The sequence below is a fragment of the Candidatus Uabimicrobium amorphum genome (assembly GCF_009002475.1).
Lineage (GTDB): Bacteria > Planctomycetota > Uabimicrobiia > Uabimicrobiales > Uabimicrobiaceae > Uabimicrobium > Uabimicrobium amorphum.
Genome location: NZ_AP019860.1, coordinates 2,423,979 through 2,444,805, shown reverse-complemented (window position 1 = coordinate 2,444,805; position 20,827 = coordinate 2,423,979). Strand labels below are relative to the sequence as shown.

The 20,827-nt window shown below is 41.0% G+C and carries 12 protein-coding genes; 7 read left to right on the top strand and 5 right to left on the bottom strand.

From position 1 onward, the window contains the following. Positions 1 to 9: 9 nt before the first annotated feature. The gene (locus UABAM_RS08640; protein WP_151967598.1) at positions 10 to 1,914 is read right to left on the bottom strand and encodes an ABC transporter substrate-binding protein; all 1,905 of its coding nucleotides are present in this window, start codon (positions 1,912 to 1,914) and stop codon (positions 10 to 12) included. A 238-nt stretch (positions 1,915 to 2,152) separates the two neighbouring features. Here UABAM_RS08640 and UABAM_RS08635 point away from each other — a divergent pair, with 238 nt between their 5' ends. From UABAM_RS08635 to UABAM_RS08610, 6 genes are all read left to right on the top strand, one after another. Continuing rightward, entirely contained in the window at positions 2,153 to 3,091 is a 939-nt protein-coding gene (locus tag UABAM_RS08635) for a threo-3-hydroxy-L-aspartate ammonia-lyase (protein WP_151967597.1), read from the top strand. 119 nt (positions 3,092 to 3,210) lie between these two features. Next, entirely contained in the window at positions 3,211 to 4,458 is a 1,248-nt protein-coding gene (locus UABAM_RS08630; protein WP_151967596.1) for a serine/threonine protein kinase, read from the top strand. Continuing rightward, entirely contained in the window at positions 4,398 to 5,309 is a 912-nt protein-coding gene (locus UABAM_RS08625) for an MBL fold metallo-hydrolase (RefSeq protein ID WP_151967595.1), read from the top strand. Before UABAM_RS08630 ends, UABAM_RS08625 begins: the two co-directional genes overlap by 61 nt. A gap of 49 nt (positions 5,310 to 5,358) precedes the next feature. Then, a complete protein-coding gene (locus UABAM_RS08620) occupies positions 5,359 to 6,519 on the top strand; it encodes a hypothetical protein (RefSeq protein ID WP_151967594.1) in 1,161 nt (386 codons plus the stop codon). Between the two features lie 45 nt (positions 6,520 to 6,564). Continuing rightward, complete coding sequence (locus UABAM_RS08615; RefSeq protein ID WP_151967593.1) at positions 6,565 to 8,781, top strand: AAA family ATPase; 2,217 nt, start codon at positions 6,565 to 6,567, stop codon at positions 8,779 to 8,781. A gap of 68 nt (positions 8,782 to 8,849) precedes the next feature. Next, positions 8,850 to 9,350 carry a hypothetical protein gene (locus UABAM_RS08610; RefSeq protein ID WP_151967592.1) on the top strand — a complete coding sequence of 167 codons (501 nt, stop codon included), beginning with the start codon at positions 8,850 to 8,852 and terminating at the stop codon, positions 9,348 to 9,350. Positions 9,351 to 9,367: 17 nt separating this feature from the next. Here UABAM_RS08610 and UABAM_RS08605 read toward each other — a convergent pair whose 3' ends face one another. The 3 genes from UABAM_RS08605 to UABAM_RS08595 form a co-directional block, all read right to left on the bottom strand. Then, entirely contained in the window at positions 9,368 to 13,795 is a 4,428-nt protein-coding gene (locus UABAM_RS08605) for a protein kinase domain-containing protein (protein WP_151967591.1), read from the bottom strand. Between the two features lie 46 nt (positions 13,796 to 13,841). Continuing rightward, the gene (locus UABAM_RS08600) at positions 13,842 to 14,285 is read right to left on the bottom strand and encodes an SRPBCC family protein (protein ID WP_151967590.1); all 444 of its coding nucleotides are present in this window, start codon (positions 14,283 to 14,285) and stop codon (positions 13,842 to 13,844) included. A 192-nt stretch (positions 14,286 to 14,477) separates the two neighbouring features. Next, the gene (locus UABAM_RS08595; RefSeq protein WP_151967589.1) at positions 14,478 to 15,062 is read right to left on the bottom strand and encodes a phospholipid scramblase-related protein; all 585 of its coding nucleotides are present in this window, start codon (positions 15,060 to 15,062) and stop codon (positions 14,478 to 14,480) included. A gap of 104 nt (positions 15,063 to 15,166) precedes the next feature. On the opposite strand from UABAM_RS08595, the gene UABAM_RS08590 reads away from it, so the two are divergent. Further along, positions 15,167 to 16,105: an alpha/beta fold hydrolase gene (locus UABAM_RS08590; RefSeq protein WP_173013209.1), complete on the top strand. Its 939-nt coding sequence runs from the start codon at positions 15,167 to 15,169 to the stop codon at positions 16,103 to 16,105. Positions 16,106 to 16,226: 121 nt separating this feature from the next. On the opposite strand, the gene UABAM_RS08585 is transcribed toward UABAM_RS08590, so the two are convergent. Beyond that, positions 16,227 to 20,729 (bottom strand): hypothetical protein, encoded by a 4,503-nt coding sequence (locus UABAM_RS08585; protein ID WP_151967587.1) that lies wholly within the window; start codon positions 20,727 to 20,729, stop codon positions 16,227 to 16,229. Positions 20,730 to 20,827: the final 98 nt, after the last annotated feature.

The following is a 20,827-nucleotide window of genomic DNA, read 5'->3' as shown; positions in this document are numbered from 1 at the left end:
CTATTTTCCTTATTCTTTGTTTTCTGTATTTTTTTGTCCAGCGTCACCAGAATTGTTGGCATCGCCAGCGTTACCATTGCCATCGGCTTTAGTATTTTTCTTTTTCTTTTTATCTTTTTTGATCACGTCTACGTATTTGAATACGTTGCTTAAAATTTCGCGTGTTGGATACATGATCGTGTTTTTATTCCAAAGCTTGAGACGCGTACGCGAAAAACCAAACATTCCGACACATTCTTCTAGAAGAATTTCCGTCATGCGCTTGTACAGTTTAGTTCTTTCTTCTGAATCAGGCATTGGCTTCGCTTTTTCAAACAATTCGTTGTATTCTGGGTGATCAAAGTTCGAAGCATTGGAACCCGGAGAAGCATTAGGACCATAGAAAAGTTGCATTACGTTCTCAGCATCAGGATAATCGAGTCCCCAACCGTAAGAATTAATTATGTTCTTTCTTTCCTTCATCGATTTGTTTAGGTCACCAAATGTCGCAAATTCCTTTTGTTTTATTTTCTTACGTGGGTAACCAATTTCTTCTAGCCAACCACGTACTTGTTCAAAAAATTGCGTGGCGGTAGTTGATGCAGCATTTGGATACTCAAATACTGGAAGATTTTCTGCCGTCCAACCTGCATCCTTAAGCAGTTTCTTGGCCCCTTCAACGTCACGAGTAATGGAATCTTTTGGAAACTCGCTGTATCCAGATATACCAGGAGGAATGATGCCTACGAAAGGTTCGCCGATACCAGCGTAGAATACGTCAATACGCCCTTGCCAGTCAAAAGCTTTGCGAATGGCTTTACGTAGAGCTTTATTCATTTCATTACGTTTAGGATCATCACTATAACCGAACGCAGGATCGGTCATGTTAAAAACAGAAAAAACAAATCCTGATTCACGTTCGTAATCAAAATGAAATTTTTTCGCTAATTTTTCAATGACTTTAGGTGGCTTTTTAGACATCAAAGCGTTATCAATTTGGTCTTTCGGAATGGTTCCAAATTGAATTTCATTTCCTTTGTTTAATGAATTCCAACGTGCAACATCTTGCTTCATAAAACTGATGATCACAGTATCAACGATAGGCAACGTTTTACCATGTAAAGCCTTGATTCCTGTAAATCCGTGTTTTTCTTCGTCATAACCTTCATAGTGTATGTCGAAAACTTCTTTACGATACGTTGGGTTTTTTACCAATACAGCTTTTGTTTTGTTAAAAGACTTCAGCATGAATGGTCCAGAACCAACAGGATTGGTGGTCAGCTGTTTCCCATATTTTTCAACCGCTTCTTGTGGCACTACAGAAGCAAAACCCATTGCAAAAGTGTAAAGGATTTGCGGATATGGTTCTGTCAATGTTATTTGGATTGTATATTTATCTGTTGCTTGTAAACCTTTGATTTTGGCTGCGTAATCTGTGGTTCCCGCCTCTCTTGCGGCTTTTCCCCAATCATCGAGACCAACGATTCTACCCCGCCATAACCATGATCCCTGCGAACTGTTTTTTGGATCAAAGTGGCGCTTTAGAGAGTAAACAAAATCCGCAGCAACGACTTCGCGACCTTTACCTTTGGGATTCTCTTTTGTCTTAAAGCAAGCATCGTCAATAAACTTGACACCTTCTTTGATTTTTATTGTATAAACTAAGCCATCTTCGCTAATTTCTGGCATGTTTGCCGCCAAGTTTGGCTTGAGTTCATAAGGATGGCGCTTTAGGTATTTGTATTCGTATAAAGTGTCGTATACTGCTGTAGTGATTCGGTTTGCGTATGTTGTGGCACTTTCAATAGGATCTAGTTTTGTGGGAGCACCATCTTCTGAGTGCCAGTATACTTTACCTTTAGCAGTCTTTCTCTCACCACATGAAACGGTAAGAAATATACTAAGTACAATACCGACAAAAGTGATTAACCTCATGAATTACCTTTCTAAATGTACCTTGATTCGTTATGATGAATTGCAAAGAAAGTCCCTAAAACGTGTTGATTGTTGTCGTAGTTTTGAAAAGCGCATACTTTGCTATGCGTAACCGTGCAAAAGTTTACACGTTAATATAGGGAAATTTTAAATGTTTTAAGTTATTTACTGATCATCTATTTTGGCAAATTTTGTGAATTATTACAACCTTCATGTGAAAAAACTTTTCGGAGTAGATATGAGCGTTTGTTTCGATAATATAAAGGACGCAAGTAACGTTTTGCGAAATGTAGTGCATCGTACACCTGTTTTTACCTCGCAAACACTAGATAAACTAACCAATAACCGCGTTTTTTTTAAATGCGAAAATTTACAAAAAATGGGGGCGTTCAAAATCCGCGGTGCCTACTATGCGATGAGTAAAGTGGACAATGACCATGTATTAGCTTATTCTTCAGGAAATCACGCACAAGCGATGGCGCTGGCGGGAAAACTTTTGGGAAAGCATACGGTGATCATCATGCCTGAAGATGCTCCTCAAGTCAAACTAGACGCCACCGCTGGGTATGGTGCGGAAATTATTACGTATAACCGCGATGAAGTTACCAGAGAAGATTTGGCGCAGCAAATAGCCAAAGAACGCAATTTAACGATTATTCCTCCTTATGATCATGTTGACATTGTTGCTGGACAGGGAACGGCTGCAAAGGAATTGCTTGAGGATGTGGGAGATCTCGACTATCTTCTTGTTCCATGTGGAGGAGGTGGATTACTTTCTGGTAGCGCTATTAGTAGTAAAGCACTTTGTAAAGAATGCAAGGTGATAGGAGTTGAGCCCGAACAAGCAAACGACGCCGAGAAGTCCTTTGCCACAAAAAAGCTACATACGGTTCACAATCCGCAGACCATTGCCGATGGCGCACGCACTCCTTCACTTGGTGAAGTGACGTTTCCTCTCGTATTACGCTATGTTGACGGTATGTTGAGTGTTTCGGAAGAAGCGATTACTGATAGTATGCACTTACTGTGGGAGCGCATGAAACTCGTTGTAGAACCTACGGGAGCTTTAGGGCTTGCGGCCTTGTACGAAAACAAACTAACAGTAACGGGAAAAAAAATAGGTATCATAATAAGTGGAGGTAACGTAACGATTCGTAAGAGTTGGTTTGGTATGTAGCAGGCAAGGGAAAACAAAAATTCTTTGCAAAAAGTGTAAAATATTGTATGTTAGAATCTATGATAAAGTTGTTGCACGAATCGATCCTTTGCTGTGATTTTGGAGATACTGGTTGACTTATGGACGATAACATTTTCAGTCGTAGTTCTTTAGCAAAAGTCATTGTTGAACCCAACAGCACAACTGAAAAGCTCAAGTTTGGTCATTTGGAAATTTTAGAGGAACTTGGCCGTGGTGCTGTTGGGGTTGTATATAAAGTTCTACAAATGAACTTGAATCGCATCATCGCGGTGAAAGAAATGGATAAAAGTTGTCTATCGAAAGAGGACGTATTGCGTTTTCGTACCGAAGGCAAAACAGTGGCTAAACTCAAACATCCTAATATCGTTCGTGTAATAGACTTCCAGGAAACAGAGGAAGCGTATTTCCTGTATATGGATTTTATCGACGGGCAAACGCTAGATGTCTACTGGCAAGAACACCGCATTGGTTGGCTGGAGCTTGCCGATCTATTCATACAAATCTGCGATGCCATCCATCATGCCCACAACCGCGAAATTGTCCACCGAGATTTAAAGCCCGCGAATGTAATGATGTCGCAAAAAGGACGTGCGTACATTATGGACTTTGGCCTTGCCAAGGTAATGAATAACCAGAAGCGCTTAACAAAAATGGGTGCCATTATGGGAACACCCGAATACATGCCTCCTGAACAAGCTCAAGGCGGAGATATCGATCACCGGGCGGATATATACTCTTTAGGGGCTATTTTGTACGAAGGGTTATGTGGACAGCCGTGTTTTTCTGCGTCGACAAGTTTAGCCCTCATTATGAAAATTGTACGTGAAGAGCCTATCCCTCCAAAGGAAATTAATCCAGATGTGCCGTCGGAACTACAAGAGATCTGCCTAAAAGCTCTAAGCAAAAAACGCGAAGATCGCTATCAAAGCGCTGAGGATATGCGGCTTGATTTACAGAATTATTTAAATGACGCGACAGAATACAACAAACCAGTCATGGACAGTTGTGACGATGCCGACAAAAGTCAGGCCAATATGCGTGCAAGCCAAGCGTCCAAAAAGCGACGGCGCGTCAAGACAAAGCGCACGCGGGCACGTAAAAACCTTGCGACATCGCAACACGGTGAAGCGGAAAATACCCCACCAGCCAAACCGCTAAACAAAGAAAAAGTGCCTGAGTTATCGCAATCTCAAATAGGGGACTTGACACCGAAAGATATGCGAAAAATAAAGAATTCCGTAGGCCGACGTTCTCGCCAAAGTCGTAAGCGCCACAGTCAGAAGTTATGGCAAATAATTTCACTTATACTCATTGTATTGATTCTTATTTTGATAGCAAAACAGTAACGGAGAACACTATTTTTGCGTTTAATTTTGACATAACGACACACCAAGAAGTTACGATCGTAAAAATGGGGCGTACCTTTTTAGGACAAAAATTTTTACAAGCCTATGCGTTCATTTATAAAGATACACTTGTGGACACCGGACTCGATTGCTGTGGTAAAAATCTGCGCGAATTAGCCGGTAAGCAAAAAGTACAAAAAATCTTTCTTTCCCATCACCACGAAGATCACAGCGGTGGTGCACATCATTTTGATATACCTATCTTCTCTTCCACTAAGACAGCGCAAATCATTCATAGTGGCTTTAAATTAAAACCATACCAGCGAATTGTGTGGGGAAAGATGCACAAGTGCGATTGCAAGGAGTTCCCCGTTCATCTTGCAATGGGCGATGAAACAGTGGAAGTCATCCATACTCCTGGGCACAGTGAAGACCACGTTGTGTTTTTTCTACCCCAAAAAAAATGGCTGTTTTGTGGTGATTTATTCGTACACGAAAAAATCAAATATTTTCGCAAAGATGAAGATTTTGCGACAACGATCGCTTCGCTACGCCGCGTCATTGCTTTAGATTTTTCGACTCTATTTTGTTGTCATCGTGGGGTTGTGGTCAATGGAAAAAAAGCATTGTGCAATAAACTGGATCACTTGCTACGCGTTGAAGATAAAGTGCGCAAATTACATGAACAGGGATTGCCCATAAAAAAAATTGCGCAAAAACTGACAAAAACAACTTCGCTACGTATCACTTTGGGCGATGTATCCACAGACAACCTCGTACACTCGATTCTCTTTGGAGGAGTTCGACGCCCTGACATAAAAAAAATTCTAGAAAAAGGACACCTGGATTAGGACGTGTATATGTCCATACGAAACAATATTATTTATGTAGAGGTTTGAGATGAAAAAATTATCTTTTGTACTTGCAGCTGTTACCATTTTTATGACTTGCTTTTGTAATTTTACTCAAGCACAAGAAATTAAAATTCCATGGGAACTGGGAAAAACATACCGTTTTTGCTCTGTAGTATACGGTAAGAAAGCGGGAAATTCACAGTTTACAGTGAAAAGTTTTCAGGATGACGTTTATACGATCGAAGTAGTGACGCAAGGAGGTTTTGAAAGTAAGACCACATATAAAATTTCCAAATATGGTGAGCCGCTTTCATACAGTATAGAAAGCGATTATATATCTGCCACAGCTACTTTTAATGAAAAAGAAATAACGCACGGAGTCAAAGGACAACAAGCGCAGACGATAGAAAGACATAAAAATTTGTTACTGTTTGACAGTCTTACTATACTTCCTAGTCTAAACATTATTTCGCAGGAAAAACAGAAGAGTATTATGGTTCAGGTGTACTCCGCTGCGATGAATAAACTGACACCATTGACATCCGTCGGACCAGAGGTTATTGACTATAATGGGAAAAAGGTAAATTGCTGGAAGTACACTATTGAGACGAGTTGGTCATCTCAATTTGGGCCCGATCGCCTATGGTTCGATGAGAAAGGCTTTTTACTTCGTCGCGAGACAGACATTTTTACGTTAGAGTGGGTTCAAGACGAGCAACACGAAGCAAGCTTAGAAGACCCGGCATTGTATGATAAGTACTTCCCTCCCGTCAAAATGGCCGGCAGTTTAGATTTTTGTCTTGTCGACAAAGAGGTGACAGAAAAAGAAAGTGAAAACTGTAAACTTGTCCAAAAGAAAGCGGGAAAAGTTTTAGAAGATTATCAAAAAAAATGGGCCTCTAAAAATTGTACTTGGGTTCATCAGCAAGAAGATCGCTGGTTGGCTCTACGCACTGATGAAAAAGTCAGCCTAGATGTCGGCAATACAGACTTTCGTGAAGATCCAAATAACTTTGGTGCCATTCAATTTACAATTACCAATGAAAAAGTGAAAGAGCAATTTACCGCATTTACTAAAAAACATATGCGTAAACAAGTGGCAGTGGTACGAAAAGGTAAAATTTTATTTGTGATGTACATAAACTCTGTCATTGAAGGGACTGGCATGTTCCAAGGTGTAAAAAGAGAAGATTTGGAAAACAATTAACGACGCCGTGCGATGAATTGTCAAGGATTTTGTAGGATAGATGCTATGGAAGACTTATTTTCACCTATTGACAGCCCTAAAGAGCCTCTTGCCGCAAGAATGCGTCCGCAAACCTTGGATGATTTTTACGGACAACAACATATTGTGGGGCCTGGTCGCTTGTTACGGCGAGCGATTCAGGCCGATCAACTTTCCTCTGTTATTTTCTATGGCCCTCCTGGTACAGGAAAAACAACCCTAGCGCGCATCATAGCGCACAACACCAATGCCCATTTTATTGCGATCAACGCTGTATTAGCCGGTATAAAAGATCTACGCGAAGCAATAAAAGAGGCGCAAAAACAACGCGAGCTTTACCATCAGCGCACCATACTATTCATCGATGAAGTCCATCGCTGGAACAAGGCCCAGCAAGACGCGCTACTACCATGGGTTGAAAATGGGACGATTATTTTAATCGGAGCGACAACAGAAAATCCGTATTTTGAAGTGATTAAGCCATTGGTGAGTCGTAGTCGATTGTTTCAGCTTCAATCTCTAACAACAGACGACTTACGCTTAGTCATCAACCGAGCAATCAGTGACGATAAAAATGGTTATGGTGAACTCAGAGTATCTATCGATGAAAACGCACTGGCGCATTTCGTGGAACTTTGCAATGGAGATGCGCGCAGTATGCTAAACGCTTTAGAGCTTGCGGTAGAAACTACGGAAGAGAATAATGAGGGTATTATTCGTATTACCATGGAGGTTGCCGAGGAGTCGATACAAAAACGCGCCGTTCTCTATGACAAGGAAGGTGACGTTCATTACGATACGATCAGTGCTTTTATCAAAAGTTTACGTGGGTCTGACCCCGATGCGGCATTGTATTGGATGGCGCGCATGGTGTATGCAGGGGAAGACCCTAGATTTATATTTAGGCGCATGATTATTTTCGCCAGTGAAGACGTGGGAATGGCCGCTCCCCAAGCTTTGAGTGTGGTGATGTCGTGCGCACAGGCGTTTGATTACATCGGGATGCCTGAAGGACGTTTTCCGTTATCACAAGCTGCGATTTATTTAGCCACGGCAAAAAAATGTAATTCGACCATGGCGTTTTTTGATGCACTCAGTGCGGTGGAAAATGAACAGGAAGGCAAAGTACCCAATCATTTAAAGGACGGGAATCGCGATGCCGAGGGGTTTGGGCATGGGACGGGTTACATGTATCCACACGCCTACCGCGATCACTGGGTAGCACAACAATATTTACCGGACACCTTACAAGGGCGCGTTTTTTATGAACCCTCGAACCAAGGGTATGAAAAACAAATACATGACGAAGTGTTGCGCCGTCGCGAAGCACAGCTCGCAGCGGCACTAACGTCTAGTTCTTCGCCGGAAATTCTTACCTTTAGCGGCAAATATCTGACATCGCAAAAAGAACGCTGGTTGCAAAGAACGATTTCGCAAACTGGGCAACTCTTTGCCACCATTCGTGATACTATATTCTATGAAAATTTGTTGCAACGTCACAGTTGTGTACTCGATCTCAATGCGGCAACGGGTTTACTCACCTGGGAAGCACTGCGCCGTGTACCAGAAGGTGGTGTGTGGTCGTTTGTTTACACCGCAGAACATGCAAAGCTTTTGCAACAACAAAGTAGTCGACTGTCTCCCATAGAGCGTCCTGTGGTTATGCATGGTAAGTGGCAAAGTTTTGCGCAAAGTTACCGCGAAAACAATTGCGAAGTGAAATATGACGCGATTATCGGCCGCAATCCTTTTTCACAAGGTGAATGTACTGCGCAAAGTGTGGTATCTCTACTCGAATACGCCGCACAAGGATGTCATATCGCTATTGCACAAACCGTGCCCCGCTATACACCGCGTATTTATACGTTTGTGGAAGGGAAGCTTTCCAAAACCCTCTATGCAAAAGTTCGCAAAGCCGAAGAACGAATTTATACCAATAAACAAGATTCTATGGTCAATTGGGACGAAAAAACCTTAGAGAAAGCCTGGGCAAACACCCGTAACTTAAAGATTGAATTGGTAAAGCATCCTATGCAGTTGTATATTTCTCCGGAAATTCTTCGTGGTTGGTTCCAAAAAAACAACGCGAAAGAGCGTCCAAGTTATGGAGAATGTTTGCAACAACACTTGTCGGAAAAAGAATGGCAAAAAGTTCGTATTTGCATTGAAAACAACCTGGGAAATAAGACCATTTCGTGGTCGACAACCGTTGCCTATATCTACGCGCAAGTAAATAATGGATGATGAAATATTGCCCGAAGTATAGAAATTGTTTCGCATCTTTAGTTATGTTTAGGTTTTGGGAAGTAAATATGAATTTTGTACAAGCCGTTTATCACATGTCTTTCCATAGAATCAAAGACGAGGACAAGGCCTATCGTGAAGGATTTTCGATCGCACTATTTGGCACTTTTGTTATTACAATCACTGTACTTTTGGCGGTGCTAAATATACCATATGTGCAAAAACAAATACGTGTTTATCCCGGAATTTTTGGCCCACGTAGCATTTCTCTAAATTTGAGAATAGCAGTTGTGGCATTTATTTTTGCTTACAATTTTGTTCGCTTTTATGGGGGAAGCAAACAAGCTTTTTTACAAAAACTGCAAACCGAGAAAAACGAAAAACGAAAGTTCGGAGGCATCATACGCTTGAAGGCAATTGCGTTTTATATTGCGGCAATACTACCTATGGCTATTTTCTTTTATGGTGCTGGTTCTTCTGCGTTAGCGGTTTTGGTCGCGGGGTGTATCTTTATCGGAATTCCTGTTGCTGCAATGATGGCATTCTTTCGAACGTATTCACACGATTGATTGTTCGTTGTGGAAGATCACGGCGATTGTCGCAGAAAACTCCATAGACGCTTGTGGGTCGTTTTCGTGAGAGACATATCGTTTTGCACTGTATAATCGCTAAGAAAATGTTGTTCCGCAGAGCGCATTTGCGAGATGGTATATTTTGCAAATGCGTTCCACCTATAAACAGCTTCCTGTGTTGAGTAGTACAATATACCATTTTGATTTAAACGTGCGATTTGCGCGTTGTGTAATTGTGGTACAGGAAGTTGTTGTAAAGTCGCGATGTCCCAAATTTCTATACCTTCCGCAAAGCTACACACCAAATGTTGACCATCTTGTGTGAATTGACAGCTGCGTATGTCTCGTTTGTTTGACGTGAATGTTGTGCTGTGATTTGTGTGGGGATTCCATAGATAGATGTTTCTATTTGAGCCAATGGCCAACAGTTGATCATTGGGAGAAAAATTCACTGAATAGACTTCGAAGTCGCTAGTAAAAGTAGCTAGTGGCTTTTGGTCTTTTACACTCCACAAGCGAACGGTCCTGTCTTTTGAGCCAGAAGCGATTCGTTTACCATCGCTACTAAAATCAACACTTGTAATTGTATTTGTATGTCCATGAAAAGACTTTGTCGGTTTTGCTGTGGTATTCCATAGATAAACTATTTTGTCTCTTCCTACAGAAGCAATATATTTGTTATCGTCACTAAATACGGCGTCCCATACAGGTGAGAGGTGACCTTTCATCGTTGCCACAATCTTTTTACTGTTCACATCATATTTATACAACTCATGCTTTTTGCCACTACAAAGAACATGCTTTCCGTCACAACTAAATGCCAAAACCGTACCGCTTTTTCGAAGGTGCGTGGTTTGATTCGATTTGCTATTGTGCAGTGTTGTTGTTTTTCCGTTAGAGAAGGCCAGCATATCGCGATTTATCTCTAGTGCCGTGAGTGGTTGTGACGTTTTTAGGAGAGGACGGGCCGTTATGAGTGATACATCCCACAATTCAATGGTGCGATTACTGTCACTAATGAAAGCAACCTTGCTGTACTCGGGATGAAACAGACAACTCTCACCTGGGGTGAACAGTTTTATATGTAGGATTTGTCGTCGATTATCAACTTTCCACATGCGTAGAGTTTTGTCGTTAGAAGTCGATATGATAAACCGATTGTCTCGGGTGATATCGACAGCATTCACCTGAGAAGTGTGTCCAGAAAAGGTACCTAATTGTTTTTGTGTTTTTATGTCCCACAGGTAAATTTTTTTGTCGGAAGTACCTGAGACAATGTATTGTCCGCTTGTGCTAAATTTAGCGCAAAATACAGGCCGAGAGTGTGGTAACATTGCGACTTTCTGCGTAGTTTTTAGATCGATGATTTCGACAAGTTGATGAGAAATAACGAACAGTTGCGTTGCGTTTAAATCCATTTGATAAATGGACTTGTCGTACTTTTTCCACAGCGACAACTGCTTACTCTTTACATCAAGTACTTTGATTTCTTTCCCAAAAGCACAGAGAATATTACCTCTATGAAACGCAATGGCGTTTACTAATTTAGAAAAGGGGCCAAAAGTGGAAACGTTCGTTTGCGAAGCAACATCCCATAAGCGAATGGTTTTGTCTTTTCCCGTAGAAACCATATAACGACTATCATTGCTAAATTTGATGGCAGTCACTGCGGCGCTGTGCCCTTCTAGAGCACCTTGCTCGTTTCCGGTTTTTGCGTTCCACAAACGAATGCTGGTATCTCTAGAACACGAAGCGAGGTATTTGCCATCGCCACTGAAAACGATGGAATAAATATCTGCTGTATGTCCTTGCCAACAAGAGTGTTGTTTATGTGTGGCAATATCCCACAAACGGACGGTTTTATCATGAGATGCCGAAACGAGGTACTTACCGTCGCTACTGAAGTCCAAAGACATCACTTTGCCATAGTGACCAGAAAAAACTGCCAAACGTTGTTGCGTTTTGATATTCCATAGCTCAATTTGTCGGCCTTGTGCACAAACGACGATCTTTTGCTGGGGATGGTAATCCAAAGCAGTTATCGCGGTGTCTAATTTTGCTGTAAACAATTGTTTTCCGGTGTGCAAATCCCACAAGCGCAGTGTACGATCTGCGGAACCAGAAATGATGTAGTTTGGCGAAACACATACACAATTGACAGCTTGCTCGTGACCGTGTAGTGCCAATACTTGCTGTTTTGTTTGTATATTCCACACGCGAATGCTTTTGTCCTTTGATCCAGAAACAACAAATGTACCACAAACCGCGATGGCGTTTACTGTAGAAGTGTGTCCGCGAAAAATAAATTCTTCTCTGCCCTTGGCAATATTCCATACGCAAATGGTTTTGTCCGCAGAACCTGATATGACATAGCGGTTATCAATACTAAAAGCAACGCTGTGTACGCGATATCCACGAAAAATACACACCTGTTCACCCGAAGTAACATTCCACACACGAATAGTTTTATCGGTTGAAGCGGAGGCGAGGTATTTGCCATTTTCACTATATTTTATAGAGTTTACTGTTGAGCGATGTCCGCGAAATATTTGTAATTCCTCACCGGTGAGCGTACTGTATATACGTATAGCACCGTCTTTTCCCGCACAGGCAATGTGTTGTGCATCATGGCTAAATTCTATGGCGCCTATTTTTCCTACATTAGCAGCATGTACTTTCCACAAAGCCGGGCTAAATGGACGTTTCATTGATAAGTGTAACATACCACGTGATTGTTTTTGTAGCTTTGCTATTTGCGTTTTTTGCTGTGGTGCGATAGCTTTTATTTGTTGTAGAAACTGTAAACTTTGTTGGGCATATACGCCACACTGATCATAGCCATGTTCTATTTGTTGCAAAGGTGGATATTGTGCGATGATTTGTTGTGATACTTCGCGATATGCCTGCTGTGATTTCCTTGTGGCAATTTTTGCAAGTTGTAAAAAAGCAGCATTTTTTTGTTGTTGCGTTTTGCGTTGGGTGTTGCGAACGAATAAAAATCCGATGCTAAGTCCAACAATAATAATTATTGTCGCGGCAACCACCGCGTAACGCAAATATTGTGTGGTGCGTACAGCGCGTAATTTTCGTTGTCGTGCATGGGCAATTTTTTTCTTTAAGTCACGACTTTTGTTTTCGCTGACATAGGCAAGCTGTGAATCTGCTAAACCAAAATCTTCGTAGGAAAGCGCCGTATTTGCGTAGGCAATACGTGTTTCTTGTAAACCGCGCTGTGCATCGCCATTTTCCTCCCATAGCTGTAAAGCTTGTTCAAAACCAGCAATGGCTTGCGAAAAATTATGATAGAGTTTGTTGGACGATTTGCCATGGTAGTTATCGAGCATTTTTTGTGCTTTAGCGGCAATGATGATACTTTCCTTGTGCTGTAGATAATTCTGTATACTGTTTTGGAAATCGGCAACACTTTGGTAGCGTTCGTTAATTTTTTTTGCCATAGCTTTGTGGCAAATTGTCTGGAGTTCTTTGGGGATATGAGCCTCAAATTCAGGGAGTTTTCCCGTCACCGCAGCAAACAATGACGAAACCATTCCGCCACCATGCGGTGGCTTCTTCATCAAAATGTGATACAATGTAGCGCCCAACAAATACACATCTGTCCATTCACCGATGTTTTCTCCACAACCTTCGGCAAGTTCCCAAGGCATGTAGTTTGGCGTCCCTAAAGGCGTCTTGATCGACTCTCTACTTAACCCTCTTACTCCGGGATTTGTGTCGGAGATATTGACGGCAATCCCCCAGTCCATGACCAGAACTTCGCCAAATTCACCGACCATGACGTTCGACGGTTTAATGTCGCAGTGTACAATGCCTTTGCTATGAGCATAGGATAAGGCATTACAAACATTTAGTAAAATACGTAGGTGTGCTTCTTCGTTATACTTATGCGCAAGTAGTTGTTGATTTTGGTCGCGAGGCTCAATAAAACTTTTCCATTCCGTACCGCGAACGAGTTTCATTGCAAGGAATATTTCTTCACGAGACGTTTTGCTTAAATCGTACACGGGAACAATGTTGGGGTGGTCCAGGTAAGCGGTAACCAGGGATTCAGAAATAAACTTTGCTGTGGTGGCGGCATTGCTTTCGCCTTTAATTTTTTTTATGGCAATTTCGCGTTGTAGTTTTACCTGTTTACCTTTGTAGACAATTCCCATACCTCCACGAGAAATCTCATCGGCCAATTCGTAATCCTGTGGTGTAGATACTTCGTTGGCAGTGGCGTTATCCTCTGCAATGTTATAAGACGATTCGATGGTTTGTTGTATAGGTGGAGACGATTCGATAGTTTGCTGTATAGGTGCAGGTAAGCCAATGCTCGCAATACTAATATGTGCACTTTTGTAGGTTTTTCCGGGATCACAATTTTCCGATTTGTTGTGAAGAACCGACTCTTCCCATAGTTTCTTGATGCTTTCTCTGTCCATGAAATTTTCCTTTTGTACACATTATGAGATATTGAACGCAAGTGTTCTAAGAGAATCGTTTGCGTAATTTTCGGTGGCGATTTTTGAATAGCATTTTGATGAAGAAAGTAACAAACGGCGAAAAAAAATATGGTTCGAAGGTAAGAACATCTTTTACTTCGCATTTGTTTTCTCGTGGTATAACATAGCGTTCATGGCGCCAACGCTTCATGGTGAACATGGGTGATTCTTCAATAAAATACGCACCTTCGACAACTTCTACAGGTGTGATTCGCAAACGGTCTATGGGTAAAAATCCAAAAAGTAAGATCCAACTATCGGCGATTACTTTGCCAGAGGTAAAATTGTCTTCAGTAATCGTTGCCAGAGCATCTAAACTGGTCATGTACATTAAGGGTGACAATTCATTGTTAATGCCACGCCGCGAAATAATCCAATTCCACAATGTTGCGGCACTATCATTTAATTGTGATTGAAATTCTAATTTCATATATCCCTCTTTCTACGAGGTGTCATTCCTGCGAAAGCAGGAATCCACAACATAAAGTAGACTTGGAAATGACAACCTGGGGATTCCAGCATGAAGTACGGAAATCGTAATCGTCGCCGTGACCTTGACCGATAAAATCGGTTACGATCACGGTCACGAAAGTTCGATGCAACACTTGAATGTAAAGGTATTTTAGCGTTCTTTATAGACAATATCAATAGATAGACCTGCTGCCAAAAGTAAGGTTGCATGCGCTTCGTTCACTTCACCCTCTAGTGAAATCATGTAATTGTCAGCGGTGGTAAAGAGTTCTTTTCCCACACCACTCCATTTTTTGCTCACACTGCCTATTTGTTCGTCGCCGAATAAAAACTTAAAATTCCAGCCTTTCCAGTCTCCTTTAACAAGGGCAATCTCTGTGCCCATATCATCGAATACACGGAAAGCTCCTCCTAAAGAGAATACTTTGCTTTTAAACCAGCCCAGCGTTTGGCCATTTCGACCAATAACGTCTACTTTTGATGAAAAGAACGCGAAACCTTTTTTGATGGAAAATATCATTTTGCTTGGATTAGACTCGGTTCCCTCGTAAACGTTCACTGTTGTTGGTAATAACTGTTTATTGACAAAGAAACGCAAAAAATGCAAGCCACCACTGATTTCTTCTTTGGCAATCCCGAGCTGTTGTTGTGTATCTGGGTCGAGTATATCGTAGGCATTCGATAGTTTGAACATTCCGACATGCTCGCGAACGAAATATTGCTTCTTATTAAGCATTGCAATTCCCTTCCATAAAAATTACTATTTACATGTAAAGATTATATAACGCTCTACCACAAATGGCTACAAATAAACATTGGCAGAATAGGAAAGAGAAAACCATGCGTCAGAAAGACATACCTCCCAATTGGGACACCGTTTTAAAACCAATGATTGATAACGCTCCCAAGCATTCTTTTACCGGAGAAGATGGTGTAGAGATTTGCTATATTGCTTTTGACAACGGTCATGACAAGTCAATATTTATCGCTCCAGGAGTAGTAGAACCGGCTTACAAATATGTTGAATTCGCCTATGATTTTGCACAGCTAGGTTTTAATATTTTCGTCGTTGACCACCGTAGCCAAGGAGCATCAGGGCGTATCATTCCACGCAGTGACATCGTCTATGTCAAAGATTTTGCCCATTATGTTGCTGACTTAGCGCAATTTGTTGATGAAGTGCACAAACAATATCCGCACGTGGGCAATACGACACGATACCTGTTGGGAAACAGTCTCGGAGGACTTATCAGTGCAAATTATATCGCACAACACCAGCATCCTTTTTCCAAAGTTATTCTATCCGTACCCGCCATGCAGGTGAATACTTTCCCGCTACCAGAAGAAATTGCAAGAGCCGCAACAAGTTTCGCACAGATTCTTGGTTTAGGAAAACGCAAATTACCTGGGCCGAAGTTTTTCTCCTCCGAGCACTTTACGACAAATCGCGCCACGAGTTGCCGGGAGCGCTTTGACATCAATACCAAGGTATTCACAGAGTACCCTCAAACATGCATTACGGGAATTAGTTTTGGATGGGTTGGCAAAATAGTCAAAGCTTCGCGTTTTATGGAAAATTATGCAAAAGCAAACGTTCCGGTGCTTTTAATACAAGCGGCAAAAGATGAGGTCCTGAAACCTGGTCGCCAACGAAAATATAGCGAAAAAGTGACAGAGTGTACTTTAAAGATATACAATGAAGGAAAGCACAACTTACTAGAAGAAAAAGATCATACCCGCGATGAAGTTTTTAAGTGGATTGTCGATTTTTTGAGTTAGGGCGTGTCATCAATTAGCTAAACGCACTAAATGTAGAAAAAATATATACTTAGTGTCATCCCGCATCAAGTGCGGGATGACACAGTAAAAGAAATATCTCTTTAATTGATGACAGCACTAGCTACTTTTGCAATGCGCGAAGAACTTTTCTTCTCATTTTTTGTTCTTCTACGTTTAAAGTTAAATCGCGCAGTAGATTTGCAATTCTTTGGCGACTTTCTCTAGAGAGCGACATTATCTTATACTTATCTTGACGATTCTTTAGAAGACGTGTCACACAACGCAGTGTATTTCGTTGGCTACTCTTGGCTATTTCTAACAAGTGTTCTTCTAAGCGATCGATGTCGATTTTTTTCAAGTCTTTAAAATCAAACCTCTTTCTTGCTGTAGAGTCATCGTAGTAATAACCGCAAACAACGCGAATAGATTTTAAATTTTTCGCAGCAAAAAAATCATAATTGATCAGGTTAAATCCGTCCCCTGGTTGTATGTGATGTCGGTCGAGCTGTTTCCCATCAACAAAAATTTCTAGCGGGAATTTGACACTGTCGCGAATCATGTTGGTATAAATTTTTCCCACTCTCATTGTATATTTTTTGTATGCAATGAGATCAACTTTTGTAAGGTACGGACCTTCTCCAGGTTCTATGGTGATGGTGCGATTCACCGTCTTGAACTTTTTGAATTTTACCACGAGATTGTACTTGATTCCAGGCGTGAATTTCGCCTGAGGAGCCGCAACTTCACCATTTATAATAACTTCTGTCGCTGGTATTAATTGTTTGGTTTGCGGATCGAAAATACTAAAGGACAAAGGTCTTGGTTTTGCGTATAGAGTTTCGCGTATCCAGAAGGGCTCTTCGCTCGGCTCGATGTTAATCTTTTTGCGATGTTCTCTATATTCATAGCCAGGTTGGTTGATTTCCAATTTCTGAGAGCCGGGTCGAATGCGATTTCCGTGTTCGACACTACGTCCTATATCGTTGCTATCGATGAATGTCAATTTGGAACTACCAAGAGCGATGGCCTCGTCTCCTGGAGTCACGTCATATTTTATGTCCATGAGAATTTGTACGTGCTTCGCCACTAATTCTGTAGAGAGCACATAAGGCTTTTCACCTGGCTCAACAACTATACGTCCTTGGTATAAAGTGTAAGCTTCTTTTTCAATTTCGACCTTATATTCCCCAGGATAAATCATATCACCTTCTTTTATGCTACGGAATTCTGTATCACTCAAGTTGCGCAAGCTAATCTTATGCGGCGCTAATTTTTCAGAAGGTTTTACATCATAAGTCACGTTGACTTCTAAACGGCGACGAGAAGGATGTAAGTGTCGTGTCAATTGCAGGATGTCTTCGCCGGGTTCCACGGTGATTTTTTCACGTATTTCTGTATAACCAGGATGATAAATCGCCATTTCGTAAACGCCAGGTTTAAAACTTTCTTCGGGGACTATATCGCGTTCCGCAAGAGTCAACAATTCGGGTTGAAATTCTTCCGAAACAAAATCACTCGTCACTTTTACACTTACTTGACGCGGTTTTGTGACCATGGTCTTTTTTATGGCAAAAGCGGATGTACCTGCGGGCACTTTGATGTCAAAGGCAAGATCTTCATAACCTTTTTTTCGCAAAGTAATCGCGTACTCCCCTGGTGCAAGGACGTTTTTTATATCAAAAGCTTCACCATTGACAAGAACCTCATCGACATCCGTGGTCACTCCTGGTTGATAGTCACTATCTACCTGAAGGTTTAAATGACGTGCACGCGGAGTCATGGTGACTTTTAGAGTGTAAATGTCCTCTGCTGGTTCAATTTCGACCATTTGGATGACACTTTCATACCCTTGTTTTTCAATTTGCACATGGTATCGATCCGGTTTTACTTCTTCGCTTTCTCGCACTTCTAGTATGTTAAACAGTACTTTTGTCGGAACTATCTTCATTTGCGGATTTAGTGAACTGCTAATATCAAAAGCCAATTTTCGCTTTTTTGAAATAAGGGTTTTTTTGATGGTGTAGCTATGCTGGCTAGGGCTAATGGATAAACGGGTGTTTAGCTGTTCATAACCCGGAACATAAATAGATAAATTATGACCACCTGGACGTACTTTGCTTGTCCCAGGTACGATGTCCACTCCATTTAACGTCAACTGCTGCGGTGACAATAAATCATCGTTATAATCTCCTTTTATCTCTGCGAGAACTAAGCGTTTAGATGAATTGGGAAATCTTTTAATTTCATAATTATTTACCCCAGGCTCAATATTGATGTCTTCGCTAATCGTTGCGTAACCTTCTGCTTCTATAATCATGTGGTATTTTTTAGGTTTAAAAGGTGCCGTACCTGTTACTTTTACCTCGTCTAAAGTAATGGAGTCAGGCGTAATTTCTTTGCCATTTTCGTTATCCACTAAAGTGACTTTGACAACACGAGGTATAGAACGCAACTGTTTTTCTATGACAACATTGCTAGTTCCTGCGGAAATTTGGATTTCATCGCTAATGGAATGAAAACCAGGTTTACGGATTACCAAAGAGTGTACACCGGGTTTTATCGCGGTAATATTCTGCACCGGCATTCCATCTACAACAATTTCGCAATCTTGTACGTTCGTTGTGGTGTTGTAATCCGAAGTAATGCGAAAAATGACTTGTCGTGGCAATGCAATGAGTTTTTTTGTAATACGGAAAGGTGTTTCTGCGGGATGAATGGTTATGGCTTCCGAAAGTGGCTCATAACCATCAGCGAAAATTTTTAATTGATAGTGTTCGGGGGCAATCAAATCGTTGTTTGTGACTACTTTATCAAAGGCAATTGTTTTGCCTTCTAGCCGTACTGTTTTGGAAAAATCTAAGTCGTCGGCAACAACATCGTATTTTAAATCTAAAATGAACATGCGCTTTTTTGGCTTCATGATTCGGGTAATCATGAAAGGTTTTTCGGAAACTTCTACATCTACCATTTCGCGAATACTTTGATATCCGGTTTTTGCCAAAAACAATTCATGTGTCCCTGCGGCAACCTCCGTGTCTTCTTGCAATGTTTCCCCTCCTATTGTTTTGGCGTCTAGGGGAGCTAAGTTCACTCCTTTGGGGAATTCCGCGGTTAGATGAAGAATCACGCGGCGCTTTTTGGGTTTTAAAGTCGCGTTGAAGATATAAGGATCATCCGAAGGGGCAATGGCTCTTTCAAACATATGCGTGACAAAACCTTTGCATTCTACTTTAAAAGTATATAACTTTTTCGGAGGAACAGAGTCACCGCTTTGCACGGCAAGATCACCGATGGTCACCTTGATGTTTTTTGATTCTTGCACACCAAAAATTTTAAATTGAACTTCACGCGGTTTGGCGTTAAATTGCCCCTTGACAATGAATGCCTTACCACTTGGGTTGACATTAATGACTTTTTCGATTGGGTAATACCCTACTTTATTGAGAGTGAGAGTATACTCGCCCGGTTTTACCTTGTGGCCTTCGTCTATATTTTGGCGATCTAAGGATATAACGTCGGGTTTGATTTTGTTACCTTGATAGTCATCATCTGTGTCAATCACCAATGTGCGACGCAGTGAAACCATTTCTTTTTTAATCACATAATGCTTGTCGTCCGGAAAAATAGTGATTTGTTCTTCGATAGGTTTATATCCCGATTTATAAATACGCAAAAAATAGCGCCCAGGTTTATATTCTTTAAAAGGGGCTTTCGTTGCCACTTCCACACTTTCTTGTTCGGTTCCATCGAGAATGCGTGAGAGTGAAATAACATCTGGAGTGATTGTTCGTAAGGTATTGTCTGCGGAGATATTTGCAATAACTTGTCGCGGAAGGGTTTCTAAAAAAATGCGAATTTCCGTTTCTAGCTTTTTTGTTGCCAGTGATCTCTCTAAATCTTCGACGGCTTTGTAACCTTTTTTACGAACATTGACAGAAATGTCTATTTCATCAGGGTTGGGGTTGGGAGAAATATCAAAATCAGAGGATATTTTCCACGATGTATACCTACCTTTCGCGGCGGCTTTCGTCGCAGCTTTTGCATTTGCCTCTTTGTACTTTTCGACTAACGTTTTTAATTCGCTAACGTTTTTTTCATAAGCGGCAATTATTTTCTGTTGTTCCGCGATCTTATTTTTTTGCTGTCGCAGTACCTTTCTTTGATTTTTGTTATAAGAATCTTTTTGTGATTGATTTTTATATGGCAAAGTAAGGTAAGCTAAATTTTTTACCCGACCAAAAGAAACGCTCTGGGCATCTCCGGATACATCCTCTTCGCCAACAACAATTTCTGTACTACCAATGAGATCACTTTTCTTCAAGTCTTTATCTAGAACTTCAAGTTTGATCTTTTGCCCTGGTAAAACCGAAATTTCTGTTACGATAGTTTCTTTTATGTGACAGGTATTTTGAAATTTAGGACTCTCATACAAACTGAGCCATTTGCTGTTTTGCCAGACATAAATAGACAAGATGATATCTGGTTTTCCATAAAAACTGTCCCAGTGCTTGTTTTTGCTATTTTTTTCCTCGACTTCTAAATGAGAAATGTAGACATAGTTTTCACAAAGAACAGTGTTTGACAACAATAACATTGCAAGAATGATAAAAATATACTTATACATACCATAAACCTTCAAAACGATTAGAGTGGTGAAATGGTCACACGACAGTATTTTAGATTTTTCACCTATAACGGTATCAAAATTTGTATGATTTGTCT

Excerpts from the sequence above, each read along its gene's own strand:
- UABAM_RS08615 (WP_151967593.1), top strand. The coding sequence starts at position 6,565 with ATGGAAGACTTATTTTCACCTATTGACAGCCCTAAAGAGCCTCTTGCC.
- UABAM_RS08635 (WP_151967597.1), top strand. The coding sequence starts at position 2,153 with ATGAGCGTTTGTTTCGATAATATAAAGGACGCAAGTAACGTTTTGCGA.
- UABAM_RS08595 (WP_151967589.1), bottom strand. The coding sequence starts at position 15,062 with ATGCTTAATAAGAAGCAATATTTCGTTCGCGAGCATGTCGGAATGTTC.
- UABAM_RS08605 (WP_151967591.1), bottom strand. The coding sequence starts at position 13,795 with ATGGACAGAGAAAGCATCAAGAAACTATGGGAAGAGTCGGTTCTTCAC.
- UABAM_RS08625 (WP_151967595.1), top strand. The coding sequence starts at position 4,398 with ATGGCAAATAATTTCACTTATACTCATTGTATTGATTCTTATTTTGAT.
- UABAM_RS08640 (WP_151967598.1), bottom strand. The coding sequence starts at position 1,914 with ATGAGGTTAATCACTTTTGTCGGTATTGTACTTAGTATATTTCTTACC.
- UABAM_RS08610 (WP_151967592.1), top strand. The coding sequence starts at position 8,850 with ATGAATTTTGTACAAGCCGTTTATCACATGTCTTTCCATAGAATCAAA.
- UABAM_RS08585 (WP_151967587.1), bottom strand. The coding sequence starts at position 20,729 with ATGTATAAGTATATTTTTATCATTCTTGCAATGTTATTGTTGTCAAAC.
- UABAM_RS08620 (WP_151967594.1), top strand. The coding sequence starts at position 5,359 with ATGAAAAAATTATCTTTTGTACTTGCAGCTGTTACCATTTTTATGACT.
- UABAM_RS08590 (WP_173013209.1), top strand. The coding sequence starts at position 15,167 with ATGCGTCAGAAAGACATACCTCCCAATTGGGACACCGTTTTAAAACCA.
- UABAM_RS08600 (WP_151967590.1), bottom strand. The coding sequence starts at position 14,285 with ATGAAATTAGAATTTCAATCACAATTAAATGATAGTGCCGCAACATTG.
- UABAM_RS08630 (WP_151967596.1), top strand. The coding sequence starts at position 3,211 with ATGGACGATAACATTTTCAGTCGTAGTTCTTTAGCAAAAGTCATTGTT.